Here is a 21091-nt window from a genome sequence, read left to right on the forward strand (position 1 = left end):
CTCCGAGCAGGAAATCCGTGGCCCCCCTCGGTCATCCGAGGAGGAGTAGCAATTACTAAGCTACCTCAACCCTTTTTACTCCTGCTCACCCGAAACTGGTGAACCCACGCTCAGAGAAACGAGATAACGCTATCCGATAGCTAAGATTCGACGGCGACGTGCCCGCACAGTTCGACACCGCCAGGAGAATTCATGCAGCATGCGACCGGACAGATACTCAGTCACGCCGTCGGTGTGGCCATCTCCCCGCTGGCCCTGATCGCCATCATCCTGATCCTGGCCTCGCCGCGCGGCCGAGCCAATGCGGTCGCGTTCATGCTGGGCTGGGTGGCCACGGTGGCGGTGGTGCTGCTGGCGGCGGTGACGCTGGGTGAGGCGGCGGACCCGCATCAACGCGACGGCGGGCCGGCGACCTGGGTGTCGTGGTTCCGGATCGTCTTCGGCGTGCTGTTGCTGCTGATGGCCTTGCGCCAGTTGAGGATTCACAACGCGTGGGAGTCGGGCGGGCCGCTGCCGCCGCGGCTGCAGCGTCTCGACGAGTTCCGGCCGGGCCGGTGTGTCGCACTGGGCGCCGTTCTGGTGCTGAGCAATCCGAAGAACATCATCCAGATGGCGGTCGGCGGCGTGACGGTCGCCGAGGGCGACAGGTCAAATATCGGGCGCACCATTTCGGTGATCGTGTTCATCGTCGTCGCATCGCTGGGGGTGCTGGTGCCGCTGGCGGTCCACTTCTTCGGCGGCAATACCGCCCACGCCACGCTGGACGGGTGGAAGGAGTGGACGGTGCGCAATCACGCGGGCATCATGTCGGTGCTGTTCCTGGTGCTGGGCGCGAAGACGCTCGGGGATGGCCTCAGCGGATTGATGTAGACGACCGACCGCAACTGTCAGCGTTCGCCCACAATTCACGGCCGTCGCGCGCCGGCGTCCCGTACCATCGCGGATTACCTGCCGAACAACGGGATTCACGCCGGAGGCGCGCCATGCAGTATCGGCCAACGGCACCGGAGTTGCTGACGGCGCTCGCCGAGCTGCTCGAATCGACGCTCATGCCCGCGCTGCCGCCCGACATGCGGCATCAGGCGCGGGTGGGGGCGCATCTGGCCCGCATGATCGAGCGGGAACTCACCTTCGGGGCCGAGGTCGCGGCACCAGCGGCGACGGGCGATGAGGAGCAGGTGTGGGCGGCGTTGGTCGCGCAGGTCCGCGCCGATCTGGCGGTCGCCAAGCCGGGCTATGACGCCTGGGAGGGCGAATGACGGGCGATATCGCGGTGGGGTTGACGCGGTTTCTCTCCGAGGACATCGGGCGAGCCGTGACGGTGTCGGGGGTGCAACCGCTGTCGGCTGGTGCGCGGCGGCGCAATATCGCTTTCGACGCCGACCTCGGGGGATGTGTGTTGCGGATGGTCGCCACCCTGGTGCCGAGCAGTATTCAACTACTTCCCGTCGATGTCGAGGCGGGCGTGCGGGAGCTGGCGCGCGAGCACGAGGTGCCGGTCCCCCACGTGCTGGCAGTGTGTACCTCCACCGCCTTTGTCGGCGAGCCGTTCATGCTCTCCGAACGCCTCGATGGGGAGACCGTGCCACGGCGGGTGCTGCGGTCGGTGCACGACGCCGGGATCGGCGATCTGGTGGGCGAACAGCTCGGGCGGGCAATGGGTTTGCTGCATGCCGTAGATCCGGGCAAGGCCTCCCCCGACCTGCCCGGCAGTGCCACCGCCGATCCCGCCGAGGTGCTGCTGGCCGAGGCGGAGGCGATGGTCGCGCGGCTGCTGCCCGACCGGCCCGTGTTCGCGCACGCGCTGCGGTGGCTCACGCGTCACCTTCCGGGCCGTCCGGACCGGCTCACGCTGGTGCACACCGATATTCGCAATGGCAACCTCATCGTCGGCCCCGACGGGCTGCGCGCCATCCTGGATTGGGAAGGCGCGCAACGCTTCGGTGATCCCATGCGCGACGCCGCGTGGTCGGCCCTGCGCATGTGGCGGTTCGGGGTGGACGAGCGGGAGTTCGGCGGCTTCACCGATCGCGACACCTTCGTGCGCGGATATCGTTCCGCCGGAGGCGTTTTCGACGCCGACCGCTTCCGCTGGTGGAAGGTGGCCTGCACGCTGGCCTGGGGCACCATGCTGGCCGCGCAGGCCGCCTCGTTCCTCGACGGCAGTGTGCCCAGCATCGTGATGGCCGCCAGCGGGCGGCGCATACCCGAGATCGAATGGGATCTGCTCATGCAGATCCGCCCCGCCCCATCGAGGTGACCGTCATGGATTTCGAACTCCCCGACCACCTTCGGAAGTATCTGGAAGAACTCGACGAGTTCATCGACCGGGAGATCGTGCCGCTCGAGCAGGCCGACGACAATATCCGGTTCTTCGACCACCGCCGCGAGGACGCCCGCACCAACTGGGAGCGCGGCGGCCTGCCCAGCGCCGACTGGGAGGACCTGCTCGCCGAGTCCCGCCGCCGCGCCGACGCCGCCGGCCACCTGCGCTACGCCTACCCCGCCGAATACGGTGGCCGCGAGGGCTCCAACCTCGACATGGCCGTCATCCGTGAGCATCTCGCCCGCCGCGGGCTGGGCCTGCACTGCGATCTGCAGACCGAGCATGCGGTCGTCGCCAACAATGTGGGGCTGTTGCTCATGCACGAATACGGTTCGCCCGCACAGCGATCCGAGTGGATCGACGGCCTCGCCACCGGCGCGAAGTTCTTCGCCTTCGGCATCACCGAACCCGACCACGGCTCCGACGCCACGCACATGGAGACCACCGCCGTCCGCGACGGTGACACCTGGATCCTCAACGGCGAGAAGACCTTCAACACCGGCATGCACCGCGCCGACGCCGACCTCGTCTTCGCCCGCACCTCCGGCAATCCCGGCGACGGCGTCGGCATCACCGCCTTCCTGGTCCCCGTCGGCACCCCCGGCTTCACCGTCGCCGAATTCCTGTGGACCTTCAATATGCCGACCGACCACGCCCACGTGGTCCTGAAGGACGTGCGCGTGCCTGCTACCGCCGTCTTCGGCAAGGAGGGCCGCGGCCTGGCGGTAGTCCAGCACTTCTTCAACGAAAACCGTCTACGCCAAGCCGCTTCCAGCCTCGGCGCGGCCCAATACTGCATCGACCGCTCCATCGCCTACGCCAAGCAGCGCAAGACCTTCGGCAAACCCCTCGCCGCCAATCAGGCCATCCAATTCCCCTTGGTGGAACTCACCACCCAATGCGAAATGCTCCGCGCCCTGATCCACAAAACCGCCTGGTCCATGGACCGCTACGGCCCCTTCACCCAATCCGCCCAGGTCTCCATGTGCAACTACTGGTCCAACCGCCTCTGCTGCCAGGCCGCCGACCAAGCCATCCAAACCCACGGCGCCCTCGGCTACTCCCGCCACACCCCCTTCGAACACATCTACCGCCACCACCGCCGCTACCGAATCACCGAAGGCGCCGAAGAAATCCAACTCCGCCGAATAGCCGGCTACCTCTTCGGATTCATGCCCCAACAAGCCCCCAAAGGCCTTTGAGGAACGATGCCTGTCAGCTCACCGGACGGGGAATGTCGGTCGCGGCGCTCACGTCGATCCCCAATGATTCCGGAGTCGCTTCGACCGCCTGGCTCATATCCATGGATCCGGTGATCCGTGCGGTCATCGCCGCTACCTCGTTGATGCTCATGTCATCGAACGCATCGACCGTGTTCATCGACTCTCCAGGCACTAGGCGGCGTGGCCGTAGCGGGTGGTGAGGGTCGACAGGACGTCGGCGACGGCCTCGGAGACCATGCGGCGAACTTCCTCCAGCGGGACCATTTCCGGCTCGGTGCCGTAGGCGAGGCGCAGGTCCTGTTCGATCAGTCGGCGGATGTATGCCGACTTGCTCAGGTTGAGCTCGCCCGCCCGCATGCCGCACATCATGTCCAGGTCGTCGGGCAACTTCACCGATCGCGCGACCATGCCGGGTGCGGCATCAGCTGCGGACTCAGGGGCCATTTCATCGCCGAGGTTCAGCGGCTCATCGGTGGGCCGTAGGCGGGCAGTCAGTGCCTCGATCTCCTCCGGCGTATTCGGAAAGTTCTCACTCATCGCCGAGACTCCCAATCCTCGAATTCTGAAATCTGTTGCGGGTCGAGGTATTCAGCGTTGAAGAACTGGACGTCGTGGCCGACAACCCGCCCGTGCACCGCTACCGGCCGCCCGTCGTCCAGCCGAGACCAGATCGCCACCGTGTGGATTCCGGTGGACGGATCGATCTGTGGCCGTAGCCAGCGGGGCCGGAATTCGATAAACCACGCGTTCACCAACCGTCGCAGATCGTGGGAGGTGATCCCCGACCCGGCGCGGGCCAGGATTTCGTCCAGCCACTCGTTGTATTCGAACCCCACGGCCGGAGACTACCCAGCCGCACTGACAGACTACCGGCGTTCAACGCGACATGCCAGGAATGACCGGATCGACGGCGTGGGGCTACTTCAGGAGGCGTTGGTTGGTGGCTACTGAGACGGCGGCGGCTCGGTTGTCTACGCCGAGTTTGTCGTAGATGCGGCCCAGGTGGGTTTTGACGGTGGCTTCGCTTACGTGGAGGGCTCGGGCTATTTCGCGGTTGCCTAGGCCTTGGGCTAGTTGGGTGAGGATGTCCAGTTCGCGGGGGGTCAAGGCGGGTTGGGGGTTGCGGATGCGGTTCATTACGCGGTCGGCGATGGGTGGGGAGAGGGCGGTGCGGCCTTGGGCGGCGGCTTGGATGGCGGCGAAGAGTTCTTCGGGGCGTTCGGCTTTGAGGAGGTAGCCGGTGGCGCCGGCGGCGATGGCTCGGGTGATGTCGGCGTCGGTGTCGTAGGTGGTGAGGACCAAGACGTGAGGGCCGGGGGTGGCGGTGATGCGGCGGGTGGCTTCGATGCCGTCCATGTCGCCGCCTAGTTGGAGGTCCATGAGGACGACGTCGGGGCTCAAATGCGCGGCGAGGGCTACGGCTTCGGGGCCGCTGCCCGCCTCACCGATCACATCGATGTCGGGGGCGCTGGCAAGGAGGGCGCGCAGGCCGGCGCGGACTACGGCGTGGTCGTCGCAGATCAGAAGGCGGACAGGGGGTTCGGGGGTGGTCACGGGCGCTCCAGGGGGATTTGGGCGGAGACGACGGTGCCGTCGCCGGGAGCGGATTCGACGGTGAGGGTGCCGCCGAGTTGGCGCAGGCGGGCGCGCATGGCGGGGAGGCCGTGGCCGCGGTCGGGGGTGGTGGCGGGGGCGGCGGGGTCGAAACCGGTTCCGTCGTCGGCGATGTCGAGGACGAGGCGGTCGCCCAGGTCGGTGAGGGTGATGGTGACGGAGGTCGCGTCGGCGTGCTCGCGGGTATTGGCCAAGGCGCCCTGTGCGATTCGCAACAGGGCGGCTTCGACGCCAGCCGGGAGGTCGACCGGGGAGCCTTCGACGTGGATTCGCACCGTGAGGGATTCGCCGCTCTCGCGCTCGGCCATCGCCCGCAGCGCCGCGGCCAGGGAGCCGCCCGACGCCAGGTCGGTCGGTGCCAGGTCGTGGACGAAGCGGCGGGCCTCGGCCAGATTGTGTTCGGCCACCGCCGCCGCGTCGCGGACATGGTCGCGGGCCTGAACCGGGTCGGTGTCCCAGATCCGGTCGGCGGCCTGCAGCAGCATGCGCTGACTCGAAAGCCCTTGCGCCAGGGTGTCGTGGATCTCCATGGCCAGCCGCTGACGTTCGGCGAGGGTGCCTTCGCGGCGTTCGGTGGCGGCGAGCTCCTGGCGGGTCGTGCGCAGGTCGTCGATGAGCGCCGCCTGCCGTTCGGTCTGCCGCAGCAGGCCGACGAACAGGGCGGTGCCCAGGGCGGCCACCGCGGGCGGGGCCAGCAGCACGTTCGGGTCCGCCCAGCCCGCGATCTTCAACTGGGCGTCCACGACCAGCGCGGTCAGCAGCGCGACCAGTGCGAGCGCGACCCGAAGCGGCAGAATCCGCACCCCGGTGTAGAGCAGCGGCACCGCGCACCACACGAAACTCGGTGCGAGAACGACCAGTACCGCCCATGCCGCCACCAGCAGCGCGAACCACACCAGGTGGCGCGAGGAGCGCAGTTCGCTCACCACATAGAGGACGGCCAGCCCGAGGGAGAGCCCGATCACCAGCCACAGGCGCGGATTGTCATGGTGACGGAGCACATAGCGCAGCAACGAGGCGGACAGCAGCACGTAGAAGGCGCTGTGCACGATGGTGCCCACCAGCCGGGTGTCCTCGCGGGGCTGCGCGTAGCCCGGCTCCCGAGCTGACACGTGGACACCTCCTCGGCGGCAGTGGCGTGGGCAAACATCCTCATTCTGCCGTGCTCGCGACCGTCCCCGGGTCATCCGATCGGTTGATACGAGGGTCGGCCGGGCCGCACACCGATCCCTAGCCGCCGCGCCGATGTGCCGGGAGGCTCCCGGCAGCAGGCTGGAAGGCGAACAGAGCGAACAGCTTTCACCCCAGATCCGTGGAGGACATCATGACCACCCCGCAGCAGTCCAACCCCACTCGCAAGCGTCTGATCATCGGCGGTGCCGCCGCCGCGGTGGTGGCCGCCGGTGTGGTCGGCGTGGTGTCGGTGAACGCGCAGGACCCGGATCCGGGCACCAAGACCCCGGTGGTGGCCGATGTCGCCAACGGCAACCTGCAGCAGAGCACGCATCTGACCATCGCCGCGGCCACCAAGGCCGCCCAGGCCGCCCTCGATGCCGCGGTCAAGGAGAACCAGCACGTGTCCGTCGCCGTCGTGGACCGTGACGGCAACACCGTGGTGACGCTGCGTGGCGACGGCGCGGGCCCGCAGTCCTACAAGTCCGCTCAGGAGAAGGCCTTCACCGCCGTCTCCTGGAACGCGCCGACCTCGGTGCTGGCCAAGCGGCTCGACGGCGCGCCGCACCTGGCCGACATCGAGGGCACCCTGTTCCTCGGGGGCGGCGCACCGGTGACCGTCAAGGGTGGCGCGCCGATCGCCGGTATCGGTGTCGCGGGTGCGCCCAGCGGTGATCAGGACGAGAAGTTCGCGCAGGCGGGCGTCGCCGCGCTCGGCAACTGAGGCCACGGGTGGGCGCGGTCGCCTCGCGCGGCGGGGCGACCGCGCAAACGCCGCGAATCGGTCGGCGGGTCGTGGATCGGGCGCGCCGACACTCGGCACGATTCCGAACCGGTCGGCAGGGAGTACTAACCTTCTCCCGGTGACCGAGTCCGCTGACGGATTGCTGCCCGACCCGAGGGGGGTCGGGTCCGAGGAGATTCCAAGTGCGGAACGGCGCAGCGATAGCGACCGGCTGCGGTTGTTCTCCTTCGCCACCGCCGAGAAACGGGCCGATTACCTGTGGGTGTTGCGGGCCTTCGATACCGCGCGCGCCGCGTACGTGGTGCTGTTGCACGCCTCCGATGTGGCCGACACGCTCAATCGTTGCCCGGGCGCGCCCGCGCTGACCGCCACCGAGGTCGGTCCGCTGCTCGAGCAGTTGCACCAGTGGGGTGTGCTGGAGCGCAGTTACGACGGGACGCGGGCGGCGACGCTGGCCGAATACCGGAACCGGCATTTCGTCTATCAGTTCTCGCAGGCGGGTTATCAGGCCTTCCGGGCGGTTTCGGATGTACTGGACGCGCGGCTCGACGAAGCGGCGCTGTCGCGGCTGGTGCTACCGGAACTGCTGGCGGATCTGCACACCCTCGCCGAGGCGAACAAGAGCGCCGACGCGCCTCGCGTGTACCGGGTGCTCAACCGTCTGGACCGGGCGCTGTCGGATCTGGCCGAGCGCGCCGCGCACTTCTACCTCACCCTGGGCGATCTGGTGCGCACCACCGAGGCCACCCCCGAGGCGTTCCTCGCGCACAAGGACGCGCTGCTGGCGCACATGCGCGAATTCTCCATGGACCTGGCGCGTTTCGCGCCGCGGCTGGCCACCGCCATCCGTGAGGTCGAGGAGACCGGTGTCGAGGATCTCATCGAGCGCGCGGCCCGCTGCGACGAGCGCGTACTGCTGAATACCGCCGAGCGCCAAGCGGATTGGCGTGCCCGCTGGCAGGGTCTACGGGCCTGGTTCATCGCCGACGGCGAGGCCGGGCTGACCGAATGCGAGCGCCTGCGCGAGGCGACCATGAGCGCCATCGCCGCGGTCCTGTCGCTGTTGCGGCGAGTTACCGAGACCCGCAAGGGCGGCGTCAGCCGCGAGTCCGCGCTGCGGCATCTGGCCGGTTGGTTCACCGCCGCCCCGACCGCCGATGCCGCGCACGCCCTCTACGACGCCGTGTTCGGCTTGGGCCGCCCGCGCCACCTGGCCATGCACCATCCGGACGCGGATGTGATTCCCGCCATCCGATCCTGGTGGGACGCACCGCCGTTGGAGATCGCCCGCACCCTCGCCGAGACCGGCCGCCCGCCCACGCCGGGCGCGCCGGCGCGGCTGCAGCGCAATGACGCGGGCATTCGCCGCCTGCGCCAGGTTCAGCTCGACGCTCAGCGCGCCCGCGCGGAAGCTGCCCGCTCGCTGGCCTCCGAGGATCTCTACGATCGCGAACTCGACGAGGGCGAGACCGAGGTGCTGCTGAAGCTCCTCGACGCCGCATCGACCGCCTGGGTGCCGGTGAGCGGCCGCGTCCCCGGCACCTCCGGCTCCGACAATGGCGTGACGCTGACGGTCTCCGAGCATCCCGGTTCGACCCTGGTCCGCACCTCCAAGGGCGTGCTCCACCTCAACAATCGACGCCTGGAAGTGCGCGAGACCACATCCCTGCGCGGCCGCAAATCCCCTGCGGCACGGCCGAATCCGCCTGCCTCCGATGACGGGCAGGTGGGCTGATGCACGCACGGACCATCGATTCACTCGCGCTGGACAGCTACCAGCGCGCGGCGCGAGTCATTCTCGCCAACCACCTGGTCACCCGCACCTACCCGGATCGCATTGCGCTGCCGCTGCTTCGGCGGTGGGCAACGGAGTTGCGGGAGGATCTGGCCGAGCTGTTCGGATACCGCCTGGAGGTCACCGAGACCACCGCGCGCCTGTTCCCCGTGCTCGATCGGCTCGAGGCCGGACGCCCGGCGCGCACCACCGGCGACCGACTGTTCGATCGCCGCCGCTACGCCTATCTGGCGCTCGGGCTGGCCGCATTGGGCCGGGCCGGGGATCAGATCACCTTGTCGGAGTTGGCCGATCAGGTCGCCGCCTACACCGAGCGGATCGACGGCCTGGAGCTCGCGCCGGACCGGGCCGCGGATCGCGACGCCTTCGTCGACGCGGTCGGCTGGCTGGCGGCGCGCGGCGCGGTCACCCTCGCCGACGGCGACGCCGGTGGCTGGGCCAGCGATCCCGAAGCGGGCGAGGCCCTCTACGACATCGACCGGTCGGTCGTCTTCGCGCTGTTCCGTCCGCCCCGCGCGCTGCAGCACCTGCAGAGCGTCACCGGACTCCTCGGCGAAGAGGCGGGCGGAGCCGATACCCGTTCCCCGGCAATGGCTCTCGCGGCCCGCAAGGTGCGCCGCGCCCTGGTCGAACAACCGGTCGTCTACGCCGACGAACTCGACGAGCCCGAACGCTCCCTGCTCGCCCAGGAGAAGCTGGTCACCGAGGTCGAGTACCTCACCGGCCTGCGTGCCGAGCGGCGCGCGGAAGGCGTTGCCCTGATCGACAGTTCAGGCCGCCTCTCCGATGTTCGTTTCCCCGGCACCGGCACCCTGGCCCAGGTCGCGCTGCTGCTCGCGGGCGAGATCGCGGATCTGGTCCTCGATATCGACAACCCGGTCGTCCGCCGCCCGCGCCCCGACCGCCCGCTCACCGATCTGGCCGAGCAGCTCGACAGCGCCATCCCGGCAACGACGGTTTTCGCCCCGCTCGCCGACCCGCTCGATGTCTTCGGCGCGCACGAGGATTCGGACGAGGAGCCCGAGGAGCCGGAGATCCCGGAGTTCCCGTTCATCGAATCCTCCTGGATCCGCGACACCGTCCAGATGCTCACCGCCCGCTACGGCAACACCTTCGCCGCCCAGTGGCAGGCCGATGTCCCCGGTCTCACCGCCGAGGTCGTCTCCCTGCTGGAGCGCCTGCGCCTGGTGGAGCTGGTCGACGGCGGCCTGCTCATCCTGCCCGCGCTGGCCCGCTACCGGGGCGCGATCGTCACCATCCGCACCCGTGCGGAATCGGAATTGTTCATCTCCCCCACGCAACTCGGCGACTCGGCAGTGCCCAATATGGGTAACCCGGCCGAGCCCGGCGCGGACAGCTCGACAGAGAAGGGATCAGGGAACTGATGGCCGACCACATTCACGGTGGAGTGCGCTTCGTCCCCACCCGCGCGGGCATCATCAACCTGTGGGACTACCGCGACCAGGAGTTCTGCTTCGCTGACGGCCGCCTGGTGCTGCGCGGGCCCAACGGCTCGGGCAAGACCAAGGCGCTGGAAGTCTTGTTCCCGTTCGTGTTCGACGGGCGCATCGAGCCGCGCCGCCTCAACCCGTTCGCGGGCGAGGAACGCACCATGAAGTCGAACCTGCTGTACCGCAAGCAGGAATCGGCCTACTCGTACGTGTGGATGGAATTCGCGCGCGGCACCTGGGACGAGCCGGAGACGGTGACCATCGGCATCGGCATGCGCGCCACCCGCTCCAACGACAAGGTGACGCGCTGGTACTTCGTCGCCGACGGGCGTGTGGGCGTGGACTTCTCGCTGCTGGGCCCCGACGACCGGCCGCTGACCCGCAAGCAGTTGGCCGAGCAGATCGGTTCCGACGCCATCGTGGATCGGCCGGTCGAGTATCGAAACGCCATCGACGCCCGCATGTTCGGGCTCGGGCAGCAGCGCTACGACCAGCTCATCAACCTGATCCTGACGCTGCGCCGCCCGCAGCTGGCCAAGAACCTCGACCCGCGCGGCCTCTCGCAGGCCCTCACCGACGGCCTGCGCCCGCTCGACGAGCAGCTGATCCTCGACGCCGCCCGCTCCTTCAGCGATATGGAGGAGGTCGGCCGCACCCTCGAGGGTCTGGTCCAGGCCGACACCGCCACCCGCGACTTCGTCAAGGTGTACCGCAAATACCTTGCCGTGCAGGCGAAGTCCGACATCGACCAGGTGCAGGCGCGACTGGACGCGGTGACCCACGCCAGCACCGCCCTGCATGCCGCCGCGGCCCTGCGCAAGCGCCGCGACACCGAGCGCTCCGCCGTCGAGACCCGCGCCGAGGACGCCGACCGCGCCTACGAGCAGGCCCTCGCCGACCGCGAGACGCTGCAGCGCTCCAGCGCCTACGAGGGCAAGCAGCAGCTCGACGACCTCGCCGACGCCGTGCGCCGCCTGGAGACCTCGGCGGCCGTCCACAACGACAAGGCGCTCAAGTCCCGGCAGACCGTCGACCAGCGGCTCGAGGAATCCGAACGCGCTCAGGCCGCGGTCGCGAACGCGTCGTCGGCGCTGGCCCGCGGCGAGGACGAATTGCGTTCCGCCGCCGAGGAAGCGGGCATCCCCTGGACGACGCTGCCCGAGTCCGCCCGCGCCGACAACCTCACCACCACCGTCCGCTCGCACGCCGAGGAGCGCGACGCCGACGTCCGCGCCGTCCGCCGCGCCCTGACGATCGTCGATCAGGCCGTCACCGAACGCACGCGCGCCGAACGCGCCGCCCAGCGGGCCGTGGAGGCCCGCGAATCCGCCGCCGCCGAATTGGCCGCGGCCGAAGCCGGAGTCGCGCTGGCCCGGTCGAACACCGGTGTCGCCCTGCGCGACTGGTGGGACACGCACCGAGATGTCTACTCCCCCATCCGAACCGGCCTGTTCGAGGCCATCAACGACGCTCTCGCGGCGGTCGGCACCGAGCCGGCTCCCCGCGCGACTCACCAGGGCGGCGGCAAATCCGGCGGCAAGGCGAAGAAGGGACGCGGCGCCGAGACCGCGCCGGGCGGGTCGGAAATCCATTCCGCCGCATCGGGCGACACCGCGCCTTCCTCGGGTGACGCAGCGCTGGCCGCGGCCGAGGAGCGCGCCGCGACGGCCGCCGCCCTCGACGACGACACCGCTCCCGCCACACCGGCCGAAGTGCTCGCCGAGCGCACCGAACCACTCACCGACGAGATCCGCGCCCGCCGCCAGGAGGCACGAGCCCGGGCCGCCGCCGCCAGCGCCCGGGCGAGCGAGCTGCGCGCCGAACGCGAGGCCGTGGCCGCCGAACGCGATGACGCGCCAACCCCTTTCACCTCACGCACCGACGCGCGCCCGGACCGGCCCGGTGCCCCGCTGTGGCGGCTGGTCCGCTTCGCCGACTCCGTCGGCGCGCGGGAGGCGGCGGGCATCGAGGCCGCCCTGCAGGCCGCGAATCTGCTCGACGCGTGGGTGTGCCCCACCGCGGAACTGCCCGACCACGCCTCCGACCAGTTCCTGGTGCCGCTGCCGCCGCAGCAGCGGCCCACCGGGCGCACGCTCGCCGATGTGCTGGTGGTCGAGGATGATTCCGAGGCGCTGACCGTCCCACGCCAGACCGTGGCCGACGTGCTGGTCTCCATCGCCCTGCACGAGGTCGGTTCCGGGAAGGGCGGCCGGAGCGCGGACCCGTCCGCCATCGGCGCGGCGGTCTCCGGTCCAGCGGCCCAACCGGTTTCGCCCGACGGTGTCGCCATCGCCACCGATGGCCGCTTCCGGCAGGGCGTTCAGGTCGGTCGCCACTTCAAGGCCGACGCCGAATTCATCGGCACCACCGCCCGCGCCCGGCGGCGGGAGCTGCGTCTCGCTGAGCTCGCCGCTGCCATCGAATCCGCCGAGACCGAGGCCGAGACCGCCAAAGCCGAGGAACAGGCCGCCACCGACGAGCTGGCCCGTATTTCGGCCGCCGCCAAGGCGCTTCCGCGCACCACCGCCGTCACCGCGGCCCTGCGCGGCGTCGCGGAGGCGGCGGGCATGCTGCGTTCGCGCTCGGAGGCTGCGGCCCAAGCCGAGAAGGATCTGGATCAGGCCGTCGCCGAATACGGCAATGCCGACAAGAAGGTTCGCGCCATTGCGGCCGACCATCGCGCCCCGCGCGATCCGGCCGAGCTGGACGCCCTGGCCGCCGCCGTAAGGCATTTCGAGAACGCGGGCACCGCCCTGCTCCGCTTGCGCGGCGATCATCAACGCGAGCACGAGCGTTCCCGGGAGGCCGGGGACCGGCTGCTCGAATCGAAGGATCTGGCCGAGGCGTTCGCCGAGGAGGCGGAGGCCGCGCGCTCCGGCTACGAGGAGCAGCTGCGCAAGCTCGAGACGCTGCGCGAGGCGCTGGGAGCCGGTGCCGCCGATATCGATCGGGAGCTGGAGCTGGCCCGCGAGAGGATCGACGCGGCCCGCGCCGAGCAGAAGGCGGCTCGCAAGGCCGCCGCCGAGGCCATCGAGGCGGTCGGCACCGCCGAGGGCGCGCACCGGGCCGCCCACGACGCGCTCGGCACCGCCCTGACCGAATTGCTGGCCGACGTCCGGCATTTGGCCCCTTACGCGCGCCCGGACCTGCTGAGCCTGCTGGGCGCGCCCGCCGACAGCCGCTGGCCCAGCAGCGACGCCGCCTGGTCCACGCCCGAGCAGCTGCTGTACCGGATCGAGAACGGCGAGCCCGAGCAGGAGCCGAAGGTGCTGCCCGACGAGGTGGCCACCCTGTTCGAGAACCTCACCACCGCAACCGCTTCGGTGCGCGCGGGCGAGGCGGCCCGCAAGTCCACCCGCAGCGCGGTCACCACCGCCCTGCAGGAGTTCGACGCCGCCCTCACCGCCGCCCGCCAGGACTACCGCCTGCACTGGGATGCCGCCGACGGCCTCACCGTGGTCCAGGTGCACGACGATCACGGCCTGTCGTCACTGGCCGATTTCGCCGAGCGCATCGGCGCGGCCCGCCACGATCAGGAGCTGCTGCTCACCGACGCCGAGCGCCGCATCCTCGAGGACGCGCTGCTGACCGGCCTGGCCCAGCAGATCCACGAACGCACCTCCGACGCCCGCGATCTCATCGCCCGCATGGGCACCGAGATGAAGCAGCGGCGCATGTCCTCGGGCAACACCATCGGCGTGCACTGGGTGCTGGCCGACAACCTGCCCGAGCCCGCCCGCGCGGTATGCAAACTCCTCGACCGCGACTCCTCGGACCTGACCCCGGAGGATCTCTCCACCATCCGCGCCTACTTCGCCGCGGAGATCCGCACCGCCCGCGCGGCGCACCCGGAGCGTTCCTTCCCCGAAATCCTCGCCGCCACCCTCGATTACCGCACCTGGCGCGTGTTCTCCTTCACCATCATCACCGCCGACGGCAGCGAGGACCGCCTCACCGTCGCCCGCCACAGCACCCTCTCCGGCGGCGAACAGTCTGTCTCCCTGCACCTTCCACTGTTCGCCGCGGCCCACGTCATGCTCGACTCCGCCGACCCCCAGGCCCCCCGCCTGCTGGCCCTGGACGAGGCCTTCGCGGGCGTCGACGACAACGGCCGCAGCGAACTCCTCGGCCTGTCGGTCCAATTCGACCTCGACCTCTTCATGACCGGCTACGACCTCTGGATCACCTACCCCCACGTCCCCGCCTGCGCCCACTACGACCTCGCGCACTCGGCCGCCGAAAACACCGTCTCCGCAACCCTGCTCGTCTGGGACTCCGCCGACCTCCTCGCCGAACACGACGGCACCGACCTCACCACCGCCCTCGGCTCCCCCAACCGCCGCCGCCTCCCCCACGGCCTGGAAGGCGCCATCCCCATCGACGAGGAACTCGAAACCGTCAGCTGACCATTCACGCGGCCCAACGCCACGTGGAATATCCGGGGCGGTCCGCGGTGACCGATTCACCGGCCGATTCGCGGTCGCTCCGGGTCAGCTATCGGACACCGTCGCGCGGAACCCGTTTGCACCGTTTCGGCCGCCGCGCATCCGGCGGGGCGGTCGGTTCGGTAGCTGGCACCATCCGAACCGGCTGGAGCAACCTCACCGAACCCCAACGGGCGCAGGCCCAGCCGCTCCTCGTACGGCTCATCAATGTCGGTTCGGAGGGGCGGGAACGCCGCCGAATCGTCACTAGACGAACCGGAGTCGACAGCTCGCGCGACTTCGTCACACCGGATGCCATCCCCGAAGCCCTGTTCACCGCTCCCCGTTCGCCATCGGCCGACTTCCCGAGGTTCGCGCGCTATGTCCGACCAGTCCGATTCGGAATCCGTTTGGGCCCGAACCGGGATCGGCAACCCCTCTGGACGGCGGGTTCGGACCGCTCCCCGTAGTGCCCTGACTCGCACCCGATTCCGCGTGTCGCGGCGCGGCGCGCCGTAAGGATTGGACCATCGGCAAATCAACAGTTTCGCGGTTGGGCTTACATCGACTAAAAATGTTCTCCGTGCCTACCGGAATCACTTGCCAGCCATCCGGACTCCTTGGACGGGGGTCCAGATGACTATCGAACATCCGCGCGAGGACGAGGTCAGTCAGCTGGCGCAACGGGTCGAGAAGGCTCGGGGTCGGTTGGCGTACCAATACGATCCCGCTCTCACCGATGCGCTGTCGGAGAACGAACTCGTCGCCGAACGAGACCTAGCCGAGCGCATCCGCGAGCAGGAGCGGGCTCAACGCTGGAAACAGGCCGAGGCCGCGGCCAGTGCCGCCGATCGGGCTCGGCAGACCACCGAAGAGATTGAGAAGGCCGACATTCGCGACTTGCTGCTCGCCCGCAAGGCGATCGCCGCGCAACGGCGAGAATCGAGCCCGCACGCCAAACTGGCGTCGCTGTACAAACATCGGGCCTGGAGCCAGCGCGCGCTCGCCGGTGTGGTCGCGGCCGGCATGCTCTGGTCCGCGGTCAACGTGCAGCACAATATCGCGCCCGGCGGTGCGAGCGATCCCCTCTACTGGTTCAGCTATCTGCTCGAAGGCATGATCAGCGTCTGCCTCGTGATCATCATGATCGGCACCAACAAGGTCGCCGAGTGGGGTGTGATCGACAGCCGCAAGCAGGTCGTGGTCGCCGAGATCGCGCTGCTGAGCCTGACGGTCATCCTGAACACCTACCCGTACCTCAAGCAGGGCAGCTGGTACGACGTGGCGGTGCACGCCATCGCGCCGGTCATGATCGGTGTGGCGTTGCTCATCCACAATGCGGCGGCGGGCCGGTACGGCCTGGCCATCGTGCGAGCGACCGACCAGATCCGGGACCTACCCGACCCCGGCGAGCAAATCCGCCGGGCCGCACCGACCGTGGTGACCTGGCCGACCCGCCCGCAGCCGCCGACCATGGCGGCCCCGACCCCGGCGCTACCCGCGGGTCCGGCCGAGTCCGAGCGGACCGTTGACGCCGAGGCGCAGGTGGTCGAGCCCGACACCCGGGCCACCCGCTCGGAGAACCACAAGTCCGAGAACCATTCCACCAACGGAAGTTCCACCAACGGCAAGTCCGCCGACAAGGAGCGCCGTTCGGCCACCGGCAAGACCCGCAAGGCCGAGGAGGACGACCGCTCCCCGCTCGCCGATCTGGCCGACCCGGTGCCCCCGCTGAACGTCTACGACACCGGTCAGTTCCGGATCGCCGAGACGCTCGAGCAGGAACTCGCCGAACTCCAGGCCGCCCGCCGCCGCGCCCGCGCCGCCTCGCGCTCGCGCAACGGCAGCTCCCTCGACGACGACTGAGCCTCCCGCCACACCAAGCACCTTGTGAGTACGAATCGGCCGGTGCCCCAGTGACATCGGCCCGATCCGACGCCGACACCCCGGTGACCCGCAGCCAGCGGGGGCCGGGGTGGCTTCGTTTCCGGGGCAGACCCGAGCGGGCCCGGCGGTGGAAAACCGCCGGGCCCGTGGGGAATCCAGTGGGACCCGCCTGGATCAGGCCGGGCCCCGGGTGGAATCGAGTCGATGTGCTCGGAATCGGGTCAGTGACCGCCCTGTTCGGCCGTCTCCGCCGGCACCACGACCGCCGAGCGGGGCTGGGCCGGGGTGCCCGCGTGCTGGATGTAGCCGAGCCAGCCGGTGCCTACGAAGACCGCCAGCAGGACAGCGGTGGGGAACTCGAAAAGCAGCCAGCCGGTGGCGAATACGGCGTCCCGGACGGGGTGGGCGGCGCGGGTGGCGCGAACGGGCGGGCGCTGATGTCGAAGCGATCCGTGACCGGAACGGTATTGCCTGCCCTGCCTGCCCACCAATGCCTCCATCGTCGAGAGAACTGCCGAACCCAGCTTGACCGATCGGCGAGGCGCGCACAGCGGTGAACGAGCGGACACCACGATGTCCGGTCGAAGCTGGGCAAGGCACTCGCACCAGGCAGTATGCCCAAATGAGCCGACATTGTGGGCACATTGACCGGACATACCGGCACGACACACCACGAATCCCGCGGCCACCAGGGCTTTCGGTGCCGGTTCAGCGCGCGGCGGGCTCCCCGCTCAGGCCCGAGAAGTCCCGCAGCACAACGTGATTGCGATCGTTGAGGCTGCCCAGCGCGTGATCCGGATGCAGGCCCAGGTACTGGCTGCGGGTGCGCGTGCTCCACCGGCGTGCCGCCTCGGACCGCGTCTTGCAGAAGTTGACCATGTACCCGCCCTCGTAGATGCGCACCAGCGTGTATCCGCCCGGATACTCCTTGACCGCGCCCACCTCGAGGAACTCCACGCCGATCCGGGAATCCGGGCGGCTCAGCCGATTCCGATGCGTATGCCCGCTGTGATGCAGGAACACCCCGGGCGCGGTCGCGTACATGGCGTGCAGCGCGGCCGCGTTGAACCGGTCCATCACGAACCCGGGCCCGCCCGGATTGCTCACCGCCGCATGCCGAGTGACCGGATGGTGGCCGAAAACCAGTGTCGGCCGGTCGGGTTCGCCACGCAGCAGTTCACGCAGGTGGGCCAACTGCGGTGGGCTGATGGTGCCGCCCGCCCCGCGCGGGCGCGTGGTATCGAGGCCGATCAGCCGCAGCCCGCCCGCGAAGTACTCGACCAGCCGGTCGCGCGGATGGAACACCTCGCCCCAGTGGTCGGTCTCCCCCGGCGGCCGAATGTCGTGATTTCCCCTGCACGCGAAGTAGTCCCGGCCCAGCGTGCCCCACTCGTCGAGGCGTTCCCGCACGCCGCGCGCCTGCTCGGCCGTCCCGGAGTCGGTCATATCGCCCGCCACGATCAGCTGGTCCACGGCGCGGTCGGGTAGTCGCAGATCGTCCAGCATGGCCTGCAGCATGAATTCGGGGTATTCCTCGGCGCCGCCTGTGAGCCCCTCGAACAGGCCCGCGAAAAGCCCGCTGGCCGGTTCCCCGTAGTGCAGGTCGTTGGCCAGGGCCAGGGTGCGGATCAGCCGTCCCGGCGGTGGCGTCAGGGTGGTGAAAACACCGGTGGATTCCGGTGTTCCGGAGCGCCGGGTCACCAGTGTCCGGGCGGGTACCGCGCGGGCGCCGTCGGAGTATGCCTCGAATCGATAGGTCCGGCCCGGTTCCAGGTTCCGGATCTCCGCGTAGTGATACTCGGTCCGCCGACCCTCGAAGTGCCAGGTGCGGGGCGGCTCGCGCCCGTCGGCGGGTCCGATGCGTACCTCGGTGTCGGCGGGCGCCGGCCGCAGCCGCCCGGCCCGGTTGCGGGCGCGGGTGGTCCAGGTGATGGCGGCCGAATGATCGGTCACGGTCACGACTTCCAGATCCGAGGCGACCAGCGCCTCGCGTTGCGCCCGTTGTTCTCTCCGTGCATCGAGGGCGAACAGCGGGCGCGGGGTGCGCACGGCCACCGCCGCGCCCGCGCTCGCCGCATTGGCCAGCCACATGGTCCGAAGTCGCGGTTCCAGCATCACATCTCCGTCCGCCGTGCTCCCCCAAGGGCGACAGTACGGTTACCAGATAAACCTCCAGGTGCCCGAACATGACCGATCAGCTTCCAATTACGGACAATCAGGTCATCTCCGGGCGTTCCGGATGTCAGAACGGCTGTGTAGGTCAGAACGGCTTGGTGGGCAGGTACTTCCCATCCAGCGTGATGATCGCCCGCTCCCCACCCTCGGGATCGGCCACCTTCTTCACATCCAGTTTGAAGTTGATGGCCGAGATGATCCCGTCCCCGAACTGCTCGTGCACCAGGGCCTTCAGCGTGGTGCCGTAGACCTGCAGCATCTCGTAGAAGCGGTAGATGGTCGGATCGGTCGGGACGCCACCGGGAATCGAGCCGCGCACCGGAATCGTCTGCAACAGCCGCGCGGCGTCCTCGTCGAGATCGAGCAGTTCGGCCACGGCCAGCGCCGACTTCTCCGGCAACGGATGCTGCCCGAGGATCGCCGCGGTAGTGAAGGCGACCGACAGCCCGGCGGCGTCGGCGATCTGCTGCCAGGTCAGGTCCTTGGCGATCTTGGCGGTGACGGCGATATCCGCGAGAACCTCGCGGGCGGTCGGATCGAACTGTGCGTGCACCATAGTGGTGACTCCTTTCGTGAAGCCGTTTCGCGAGCGCGAAATCGGTGGTCCGGGAAGGGGATCGGATGGATTCAAGCGGCGAGCGCGCTGAACTCACCGTGCGGATCGAGCGCCTCGACGCGCCCGCTGCCGATGTCGTACACCCAGCCGTGCAAGGTCAGGGTGCGCCTGGCGAGGGCCTGCGCCACCGCCGGATGGGTGGCGAGATTGGCCAGCTGTGCCACCACATTGTGGCGAACCAGCGCCGATACCGCTGCGGCACCGGCGATTTCGGATGCGATCCGGGCCCGGGCGGCATCCGCGTGCCGCAGCCAGCCCGCGATGGCGGGCAGGCCGGACAGGTCGTGTCCCTCGGCGAGCGCGGTCATCGCACCGCAGGAGGAATGGCCGCAGACGACGATGTCGGTGACGCCGAGGACGCTCACCGCGTACTCGATGCTGGCGACGACGCCATTGGCCGCGTCGGGGGTGTAGGGCGGGACGAGATTGCCCGCGTTCCGAATGACGAAGAGTTCACCGGCCTCGGCGGAGGTGATGAGCTCGGGCACCACCCGGGCATCGGAGCAGCCGATGAACAGCGCGCCCGGGTGATGGTCACCGGCCAAGCGGGCGAACAGCTCCGCCTTGACGGGGAAGACGTCGCGCTGGAACCGCTCGAGACCGTCCTCGAGGTTCGGCATGGGAACTCCTCTCCGAAACTGTCCGCCCCCTCGGGCCGACGAGTTCCACCCTCCCCGACCCGGACCTATAGTGTCCAAGTCGCAGTATCGATCGCTTCGATTGCTCTCATCTATAGTTGTTCGGTGACACCAGAACTCCGGCACCTGCGCTACCTGCTCGCCGTCGCCGACCACGGCAACTTCACCCGCGCCGCCGAAGCTCTCCACGTCTCCCAGCCGACTCTCTCCCAGCAGATCCGCCAGCTCGAACGCCTCGTCGGCGTCCCCCTCCTCGACCGCACCGGCCGCACGGTCCGCCTCACCGACGCCGGCGCCGTCTACGCCGACCACGCCCGCCGCGCGCTGCGCGAACTCACCGCCGCCGACCGCGCCGTCCACGACGTCGAATCCCTCACCCGCGGCACCCTCCGCCTGGCGGTAACCCCCACCTTCACCGCCTACCTGGTCGGCCCGCTCATCGCCGAATTCCACACCGGATACCCCGGAATCACCGTCGAACTTACCGAAACAGCCCAGGACGCAATGGAATCCGCCCTCCTGGCCGACGAGATCGACCTGGGCATAGCCTTCGCCACCCCCTCCCTCCCCGGCCTCGAAACCACCACCCTGTTCGAGGAATCGCTGAGCCTTGTCGTGGGCGACCCGCACCCTGCCCGCTCACCCCTGCCCGCCGCCGCCCTCGCCGACCGAGAACTCGCCCTCCTGAGCCGAGACTTCGTCACCCGCGCCCACATCGACGACTACCTCCGCGACCGCGGCCTCACTCCCCGGATCGCCCTGGAAGCCAACGCGATCCAATCCGTCATCGAAGTAGTCCGCCGCACCACCCTGGCCACGGTCCTCCCCTCCCCCATCGCCGCCGCCCACCGCGACCTCCACCCCATCCCCCTGACCCCGCCCCTCCCCACCCGCACAGCGGCCCTACTCCGCCGAGCCAACCCCTACCCCACCGCCGCCACCCGAGCCTTCACCCGCCTCACCACCGCATGGGTGAACACCCACCTCTCATCCGCCGACGAGAATGCACTGGAGCAGGCAAACG

19 protein-coding genes are annotated in these 21091 nt (G+C 69.4%); 10 read left to right on the top strand and 9 right to left on the bottom strand.

The window, feature by feature from the left end:
* The first annotated feature begins 192 nt into the window (after positions 1–192).
* The 4 genes from ON43_RS18540 (at position 193) to ON43_RS18555 (ending at position 3528) form a co-directional block, all read left to right on the top strand.
* Entirely contained in the window at positions 193–870 is a 678-nt protein-coding gene (locus ON43_RS18540; RefSeq protein ID WP_040809094.1) for a GAP family protein, read from the top strand.
* A gap of 113 nt (positions 871–983) precedes the next feature.
* On the top strand, positions 984–1259 hold the full coding sequence (locus ON43_RS18545) for a hypothetical protein (protein ID WP_040809096.1): 276 nt from the start codon (positions 984–986) through the stop codon (positions 1257–1259).
* Complete coding sequence (locus ON43_RS18550) at positions 1256–2260, top strand: phosphotransferase family protein (protein ID WP_040809098.1); 1005 nt, start codon at positions 1256–1258, stop codon at positions 2258–2260. The genes ON43_RS18545 and ON43_RS18550 overlap by 4 nt, the downstream gene beginning before the upstream one ends.
* 5 nt (positions 2261–2265) lie before the next feature.
* Complete coding sequence (locus ON43_RS18555; RefSeq protein ID WP_040809183.1) at positions 2266–3528, top strand: acyl-CoA dehydrogenase family protein; 1263 nt, start codon at positions 2266–2268, stop codon at positions 3526–3528.
* 13 nt (positions 3529–3541) lie between these two features.
* Here ON43_RS18555 and ON43_RS44895 read toward each other — a convergent pair whose 3' ends face one another.
* The 5 genes from ON43_RS44895 to ON43_RS18575 all read right to left on the bottom strand — a co-directional run bounded on the left by ON43_RS44895 (position 3542) and on the right by ON43_RS18575 (position 6275).
* Complete coding sequence (locus tag ON43_RS44895) at positions 3542–3706, bottom strand: hypothetical protein (RefSeq protein ID WP_157514101.1); 165 nt, start codon at positions 3704–3706, stop codon at positions 3542–3544.
* A gap of 14 nt (positions 3707–3720) precedes the next feature.
* Positions 3721–4086 (bottom strand): YlcI/YnfO family protein, encoded by a 366-nt coding sequence (locus ON43_RS18560; RefSeq protein ID WP_040809100.1) that lies wholly within the window; start codon positions 4084–4086, stop codon positions 3721–3723.
* Complete coding sequence (locus ON43_RS18565; protein WP_040809102.1) at positions 4083–4385, bottom strand: hypothetical protein; 303 nt, start codon at positions 4383–4385, stop codon at positions 4083–4085. The genes ON43_RS18560 and ON43_RS18565 overlap by 4 nt, the downstream gene beginning before the upstream one ends.
* Positions 4386–4467: 82 nt before the next feature.
* The gene (locus ON43_RS18570; protein WP_040809104.1) at positions 4468–5103 is read right to left on the bottom strand and encodes a response regulator; all 636 of its coding nucleotides are present in this window, start codon (positions 5101–5103) and stop codon (positions 4468–4470) included.
* Positions 5100–6275: a sensor histidine kinase gene (locus ON43_RS18575; RefSeq protein ID WP_040809106.1), complete on the bottom strand. Its 1176-nt coding sequence runs from the start codon at positions 6273–6275 to the stop codon at positions 5100–5102. Before ON43_RS18575 ends, ON43_RS18570 begins: the two co-directional genes overlap by 4 nt.
* A gap of 212 nt (positions 6276–6487) precedes the next feature.
* Here ON43_RS18575 and ON43_RS18580 point away from each other — a divergent pair, with 212 nt between their 5' ends.
* From ON43_RS18580 to ON43_RS18605, 5 genes are all read left to right on the top strand, one after another.
* Positions 6488–7060 carry a GlcG/HbpS family heme-binding protein gene (locus tag ON43_RS18580; RefSeq protein ID WP_040809185.1) on the top strand — a complete coding sequence of 191 codons (573 nt, stop codon included), beginning with the start codon at positions 6488–6490 and terminating at the stop codon, positions 7058–7060.
* 232 nt (positions 7061–7292) lie between these two features.
* Positions 7293–8816, top strand: a complete 1524-nt coding sequence (locus ON43_RS18585) for a TIGR02677 family protein (RefSeq protein WP_051178661.1) — start codon at positions 7293–7295, stop codon at positions 8814–8816.
* Positions 8816–10261, top strand: a complete 1446-nt coding sequence (locus ON43_RS18590) for a TIGR02678 family protein (RefSeq protein WP_040809108.1) — start codon at positions 8816–8818, stop codon at positions 10259–10261. The genes ON43_RS18585 and ON43_RS18590 overlap by 1 nt, the downstream gene beginning before the upstream one ends.
* Complete coding sequence (locus ON43_RS18595; RefSeq protein WP_040809110.1) at positions 10261–14733, top strand: SbcC/MukB-like Walker B domain-containing protein; 4473 nt, start codon at positions 10261–10263, stop codon at positions 14731–14733. Before ON43_RS18590 ends, ON43_RS18595 begins: the two co-directional genes overlap by 1 nt.
* 654 nt (positions 14734–15387) lie before the next feature.
* A complete protein-coding gene (locus ON43_RS18605) occupies positions 15388–16617 on the top strand; it encodes a DNA-directed RNA polymerase I subunit RPA34 (protein WP_040809115.1) in 1230 nt (409 codons plus the stop codon).
* A 242-nt stretch (positions 16618–16859) separates the two neighbouring features.
* Here the strand turns inward: ON43_RS18605 and ON43_RS18610 are convergent, their stop codons facing one another.
* The 4 genes from ON43_RS18610 to ON43_RS18625 form a co-directional block, all read right to left on the bottom strand.
* Positions 16860–17138, bottom strand: coding sequence for a hypothetical protein (locus tag ON43_RS18610; protein ID WP_040809117.1), 279 nt, complete (start codon positions 17136–17138; stop codon positions 16860–16862).
* Between the two features lie 208 nt (positions 17139–17346).
* Entirely contained in the window at positions 17347–18753 is a 1407-nt protein-coding gene (locus ON43_RS18615; protein ID WP_040809188.1) for a metallophosphoesterase, read from the bottom strand.
* A gap of 145 nt (positions 18754–18898) precedes the next feature.
* A complete protein-coding gene (gene cynS, locus ON43_RS18620; RefSeq protein ID WP_040809119.1) occupies positions 18899–19369 on the bottom strand; it encodes a cyanase in 471 nt (156 codons plus the stop codon).
* 71 nt (positions 19370–19440) lie between these two features.
* Entirely contained in the window at positions 19441–20049 is a 609-nt protein-coding gene (locus tag ON43_RS18625) for a carbonic anhydrase (protein WP_040809121.1), read from the bottom strand.
* Between the two features lie 123 nt (positions 20050–20172).
* Here ON43_RS18625 and cynR point away from each other — a divergent pair.
* On the top strand, positions 20173–21091 hold a 919-nt coding region (gene cynR / locus ON43_RS18630; protein ID WP_051178642.1), incomplete at its 3' end, for a transcriptional regulator CynR.

The sequence above is a fragment of the Nocardia concava NBRC 100430 genome, from assembly GCF_000308815.1.
GTDB classification, from domain to species: Bacteria; Actinomycetota; Actinomycetes; order Mycobacteriales; family Mycobacteriaceae; genus Nocardia; species Nocardia concava.

Coding starts and splice junctions, on each gene's coding strand:
- ON43_RS18625 (WP_040809121.1), bottom strand. CDS start 20,049: ATGCCGAACCTCGAGGACGGTCTCGAGCGGTTCCAGCGCGACGTCTTC.
- ON43_RS44895 (WP_157514101.1), bottom strand. CDS start 3,706: ATGAACACGGTCGATGCGTTCGATGACATGAGCATCAACGAGGTAGCG.
- ON43_RS18555 (WP_040809183.1), top strand. CDS start 2,266: ATGGATTTCGAACTCCCCGACCACCTTCGGAAGTATCTGGAAGAACTC.
- ON43_RS18615 (WP_040809188.1), bottom strand. CDS start 18,753: ATGCTGGAACCGCGACTTCGGACCATGTGGCTGGCCAATGCGGCGAGC.
- ON43_RS18550 (WP_040809098.1), top strand. CDS start 1,256: ATGACGGGCGATATCGCGGTGGGGTTGACGCGGTTTCTCTCCGAGGAC.
- ON43_RS18580 (WP_040809185.1), top strand. CDS start 6,488: ATGACCACCCCGCAGCAGTCCAACCCCACTCGCAAGCGTCTGATCATC.
- cynS (WP_040809119.1), bottom strand. CDS start 19,369: ATGGTGCACGCACAGTTCGATCCGACCGCCCGCGAGGTTCTCGCGGAT.
- ON43_RS18605 (WP_040809115.1), top strand. CDS start 15,388: ATGACTATCGAACATCCGCGCGAGGACGAGGTCAGTCAGCTGGCGCAA.
- ON43_RS18560 (WP_040809100.1), bottom strand. CDS start 4,086: ATGAGTGAGAACTTTCCGAATACGCCGGAGGAGATCGAGGCACTGACT.
- ON43_RS18545 (WP_040809096.1), top strand. CDS start 984: ATGCAGTATCGGCCAACGGCACCGGAGTTGCTGACGGCGCTCGCCGAG.
- ON43_RS18590 (WP_040809108.1), top strand. CDS start 8,816: ATGCACGCACGGACCATCGATTCACTCGCGCTGGACAGCTACCAGCGC.
- ON43_RS18595 (WP_040809110.1), top strand. CDS start 10,261: ATGGCCGACCACATTCACGGTGGAGTGCGCTTCGTCCCCACCCGCGCG.
- ON43_RS18540 (WP_040809094.1), top strand. CDS start 193: ATGCAGCATGCGACCGGACAGATACTCAGTCACGCCGTCGGTGTGGCC.
- ON43_RS18610 (WP_040809117.1), bottom strand. CDS start 17,138: ATGGAGGCATTGGTGGGCAGGCAGGGCAGGCAATACCGTTCCGGTCAC.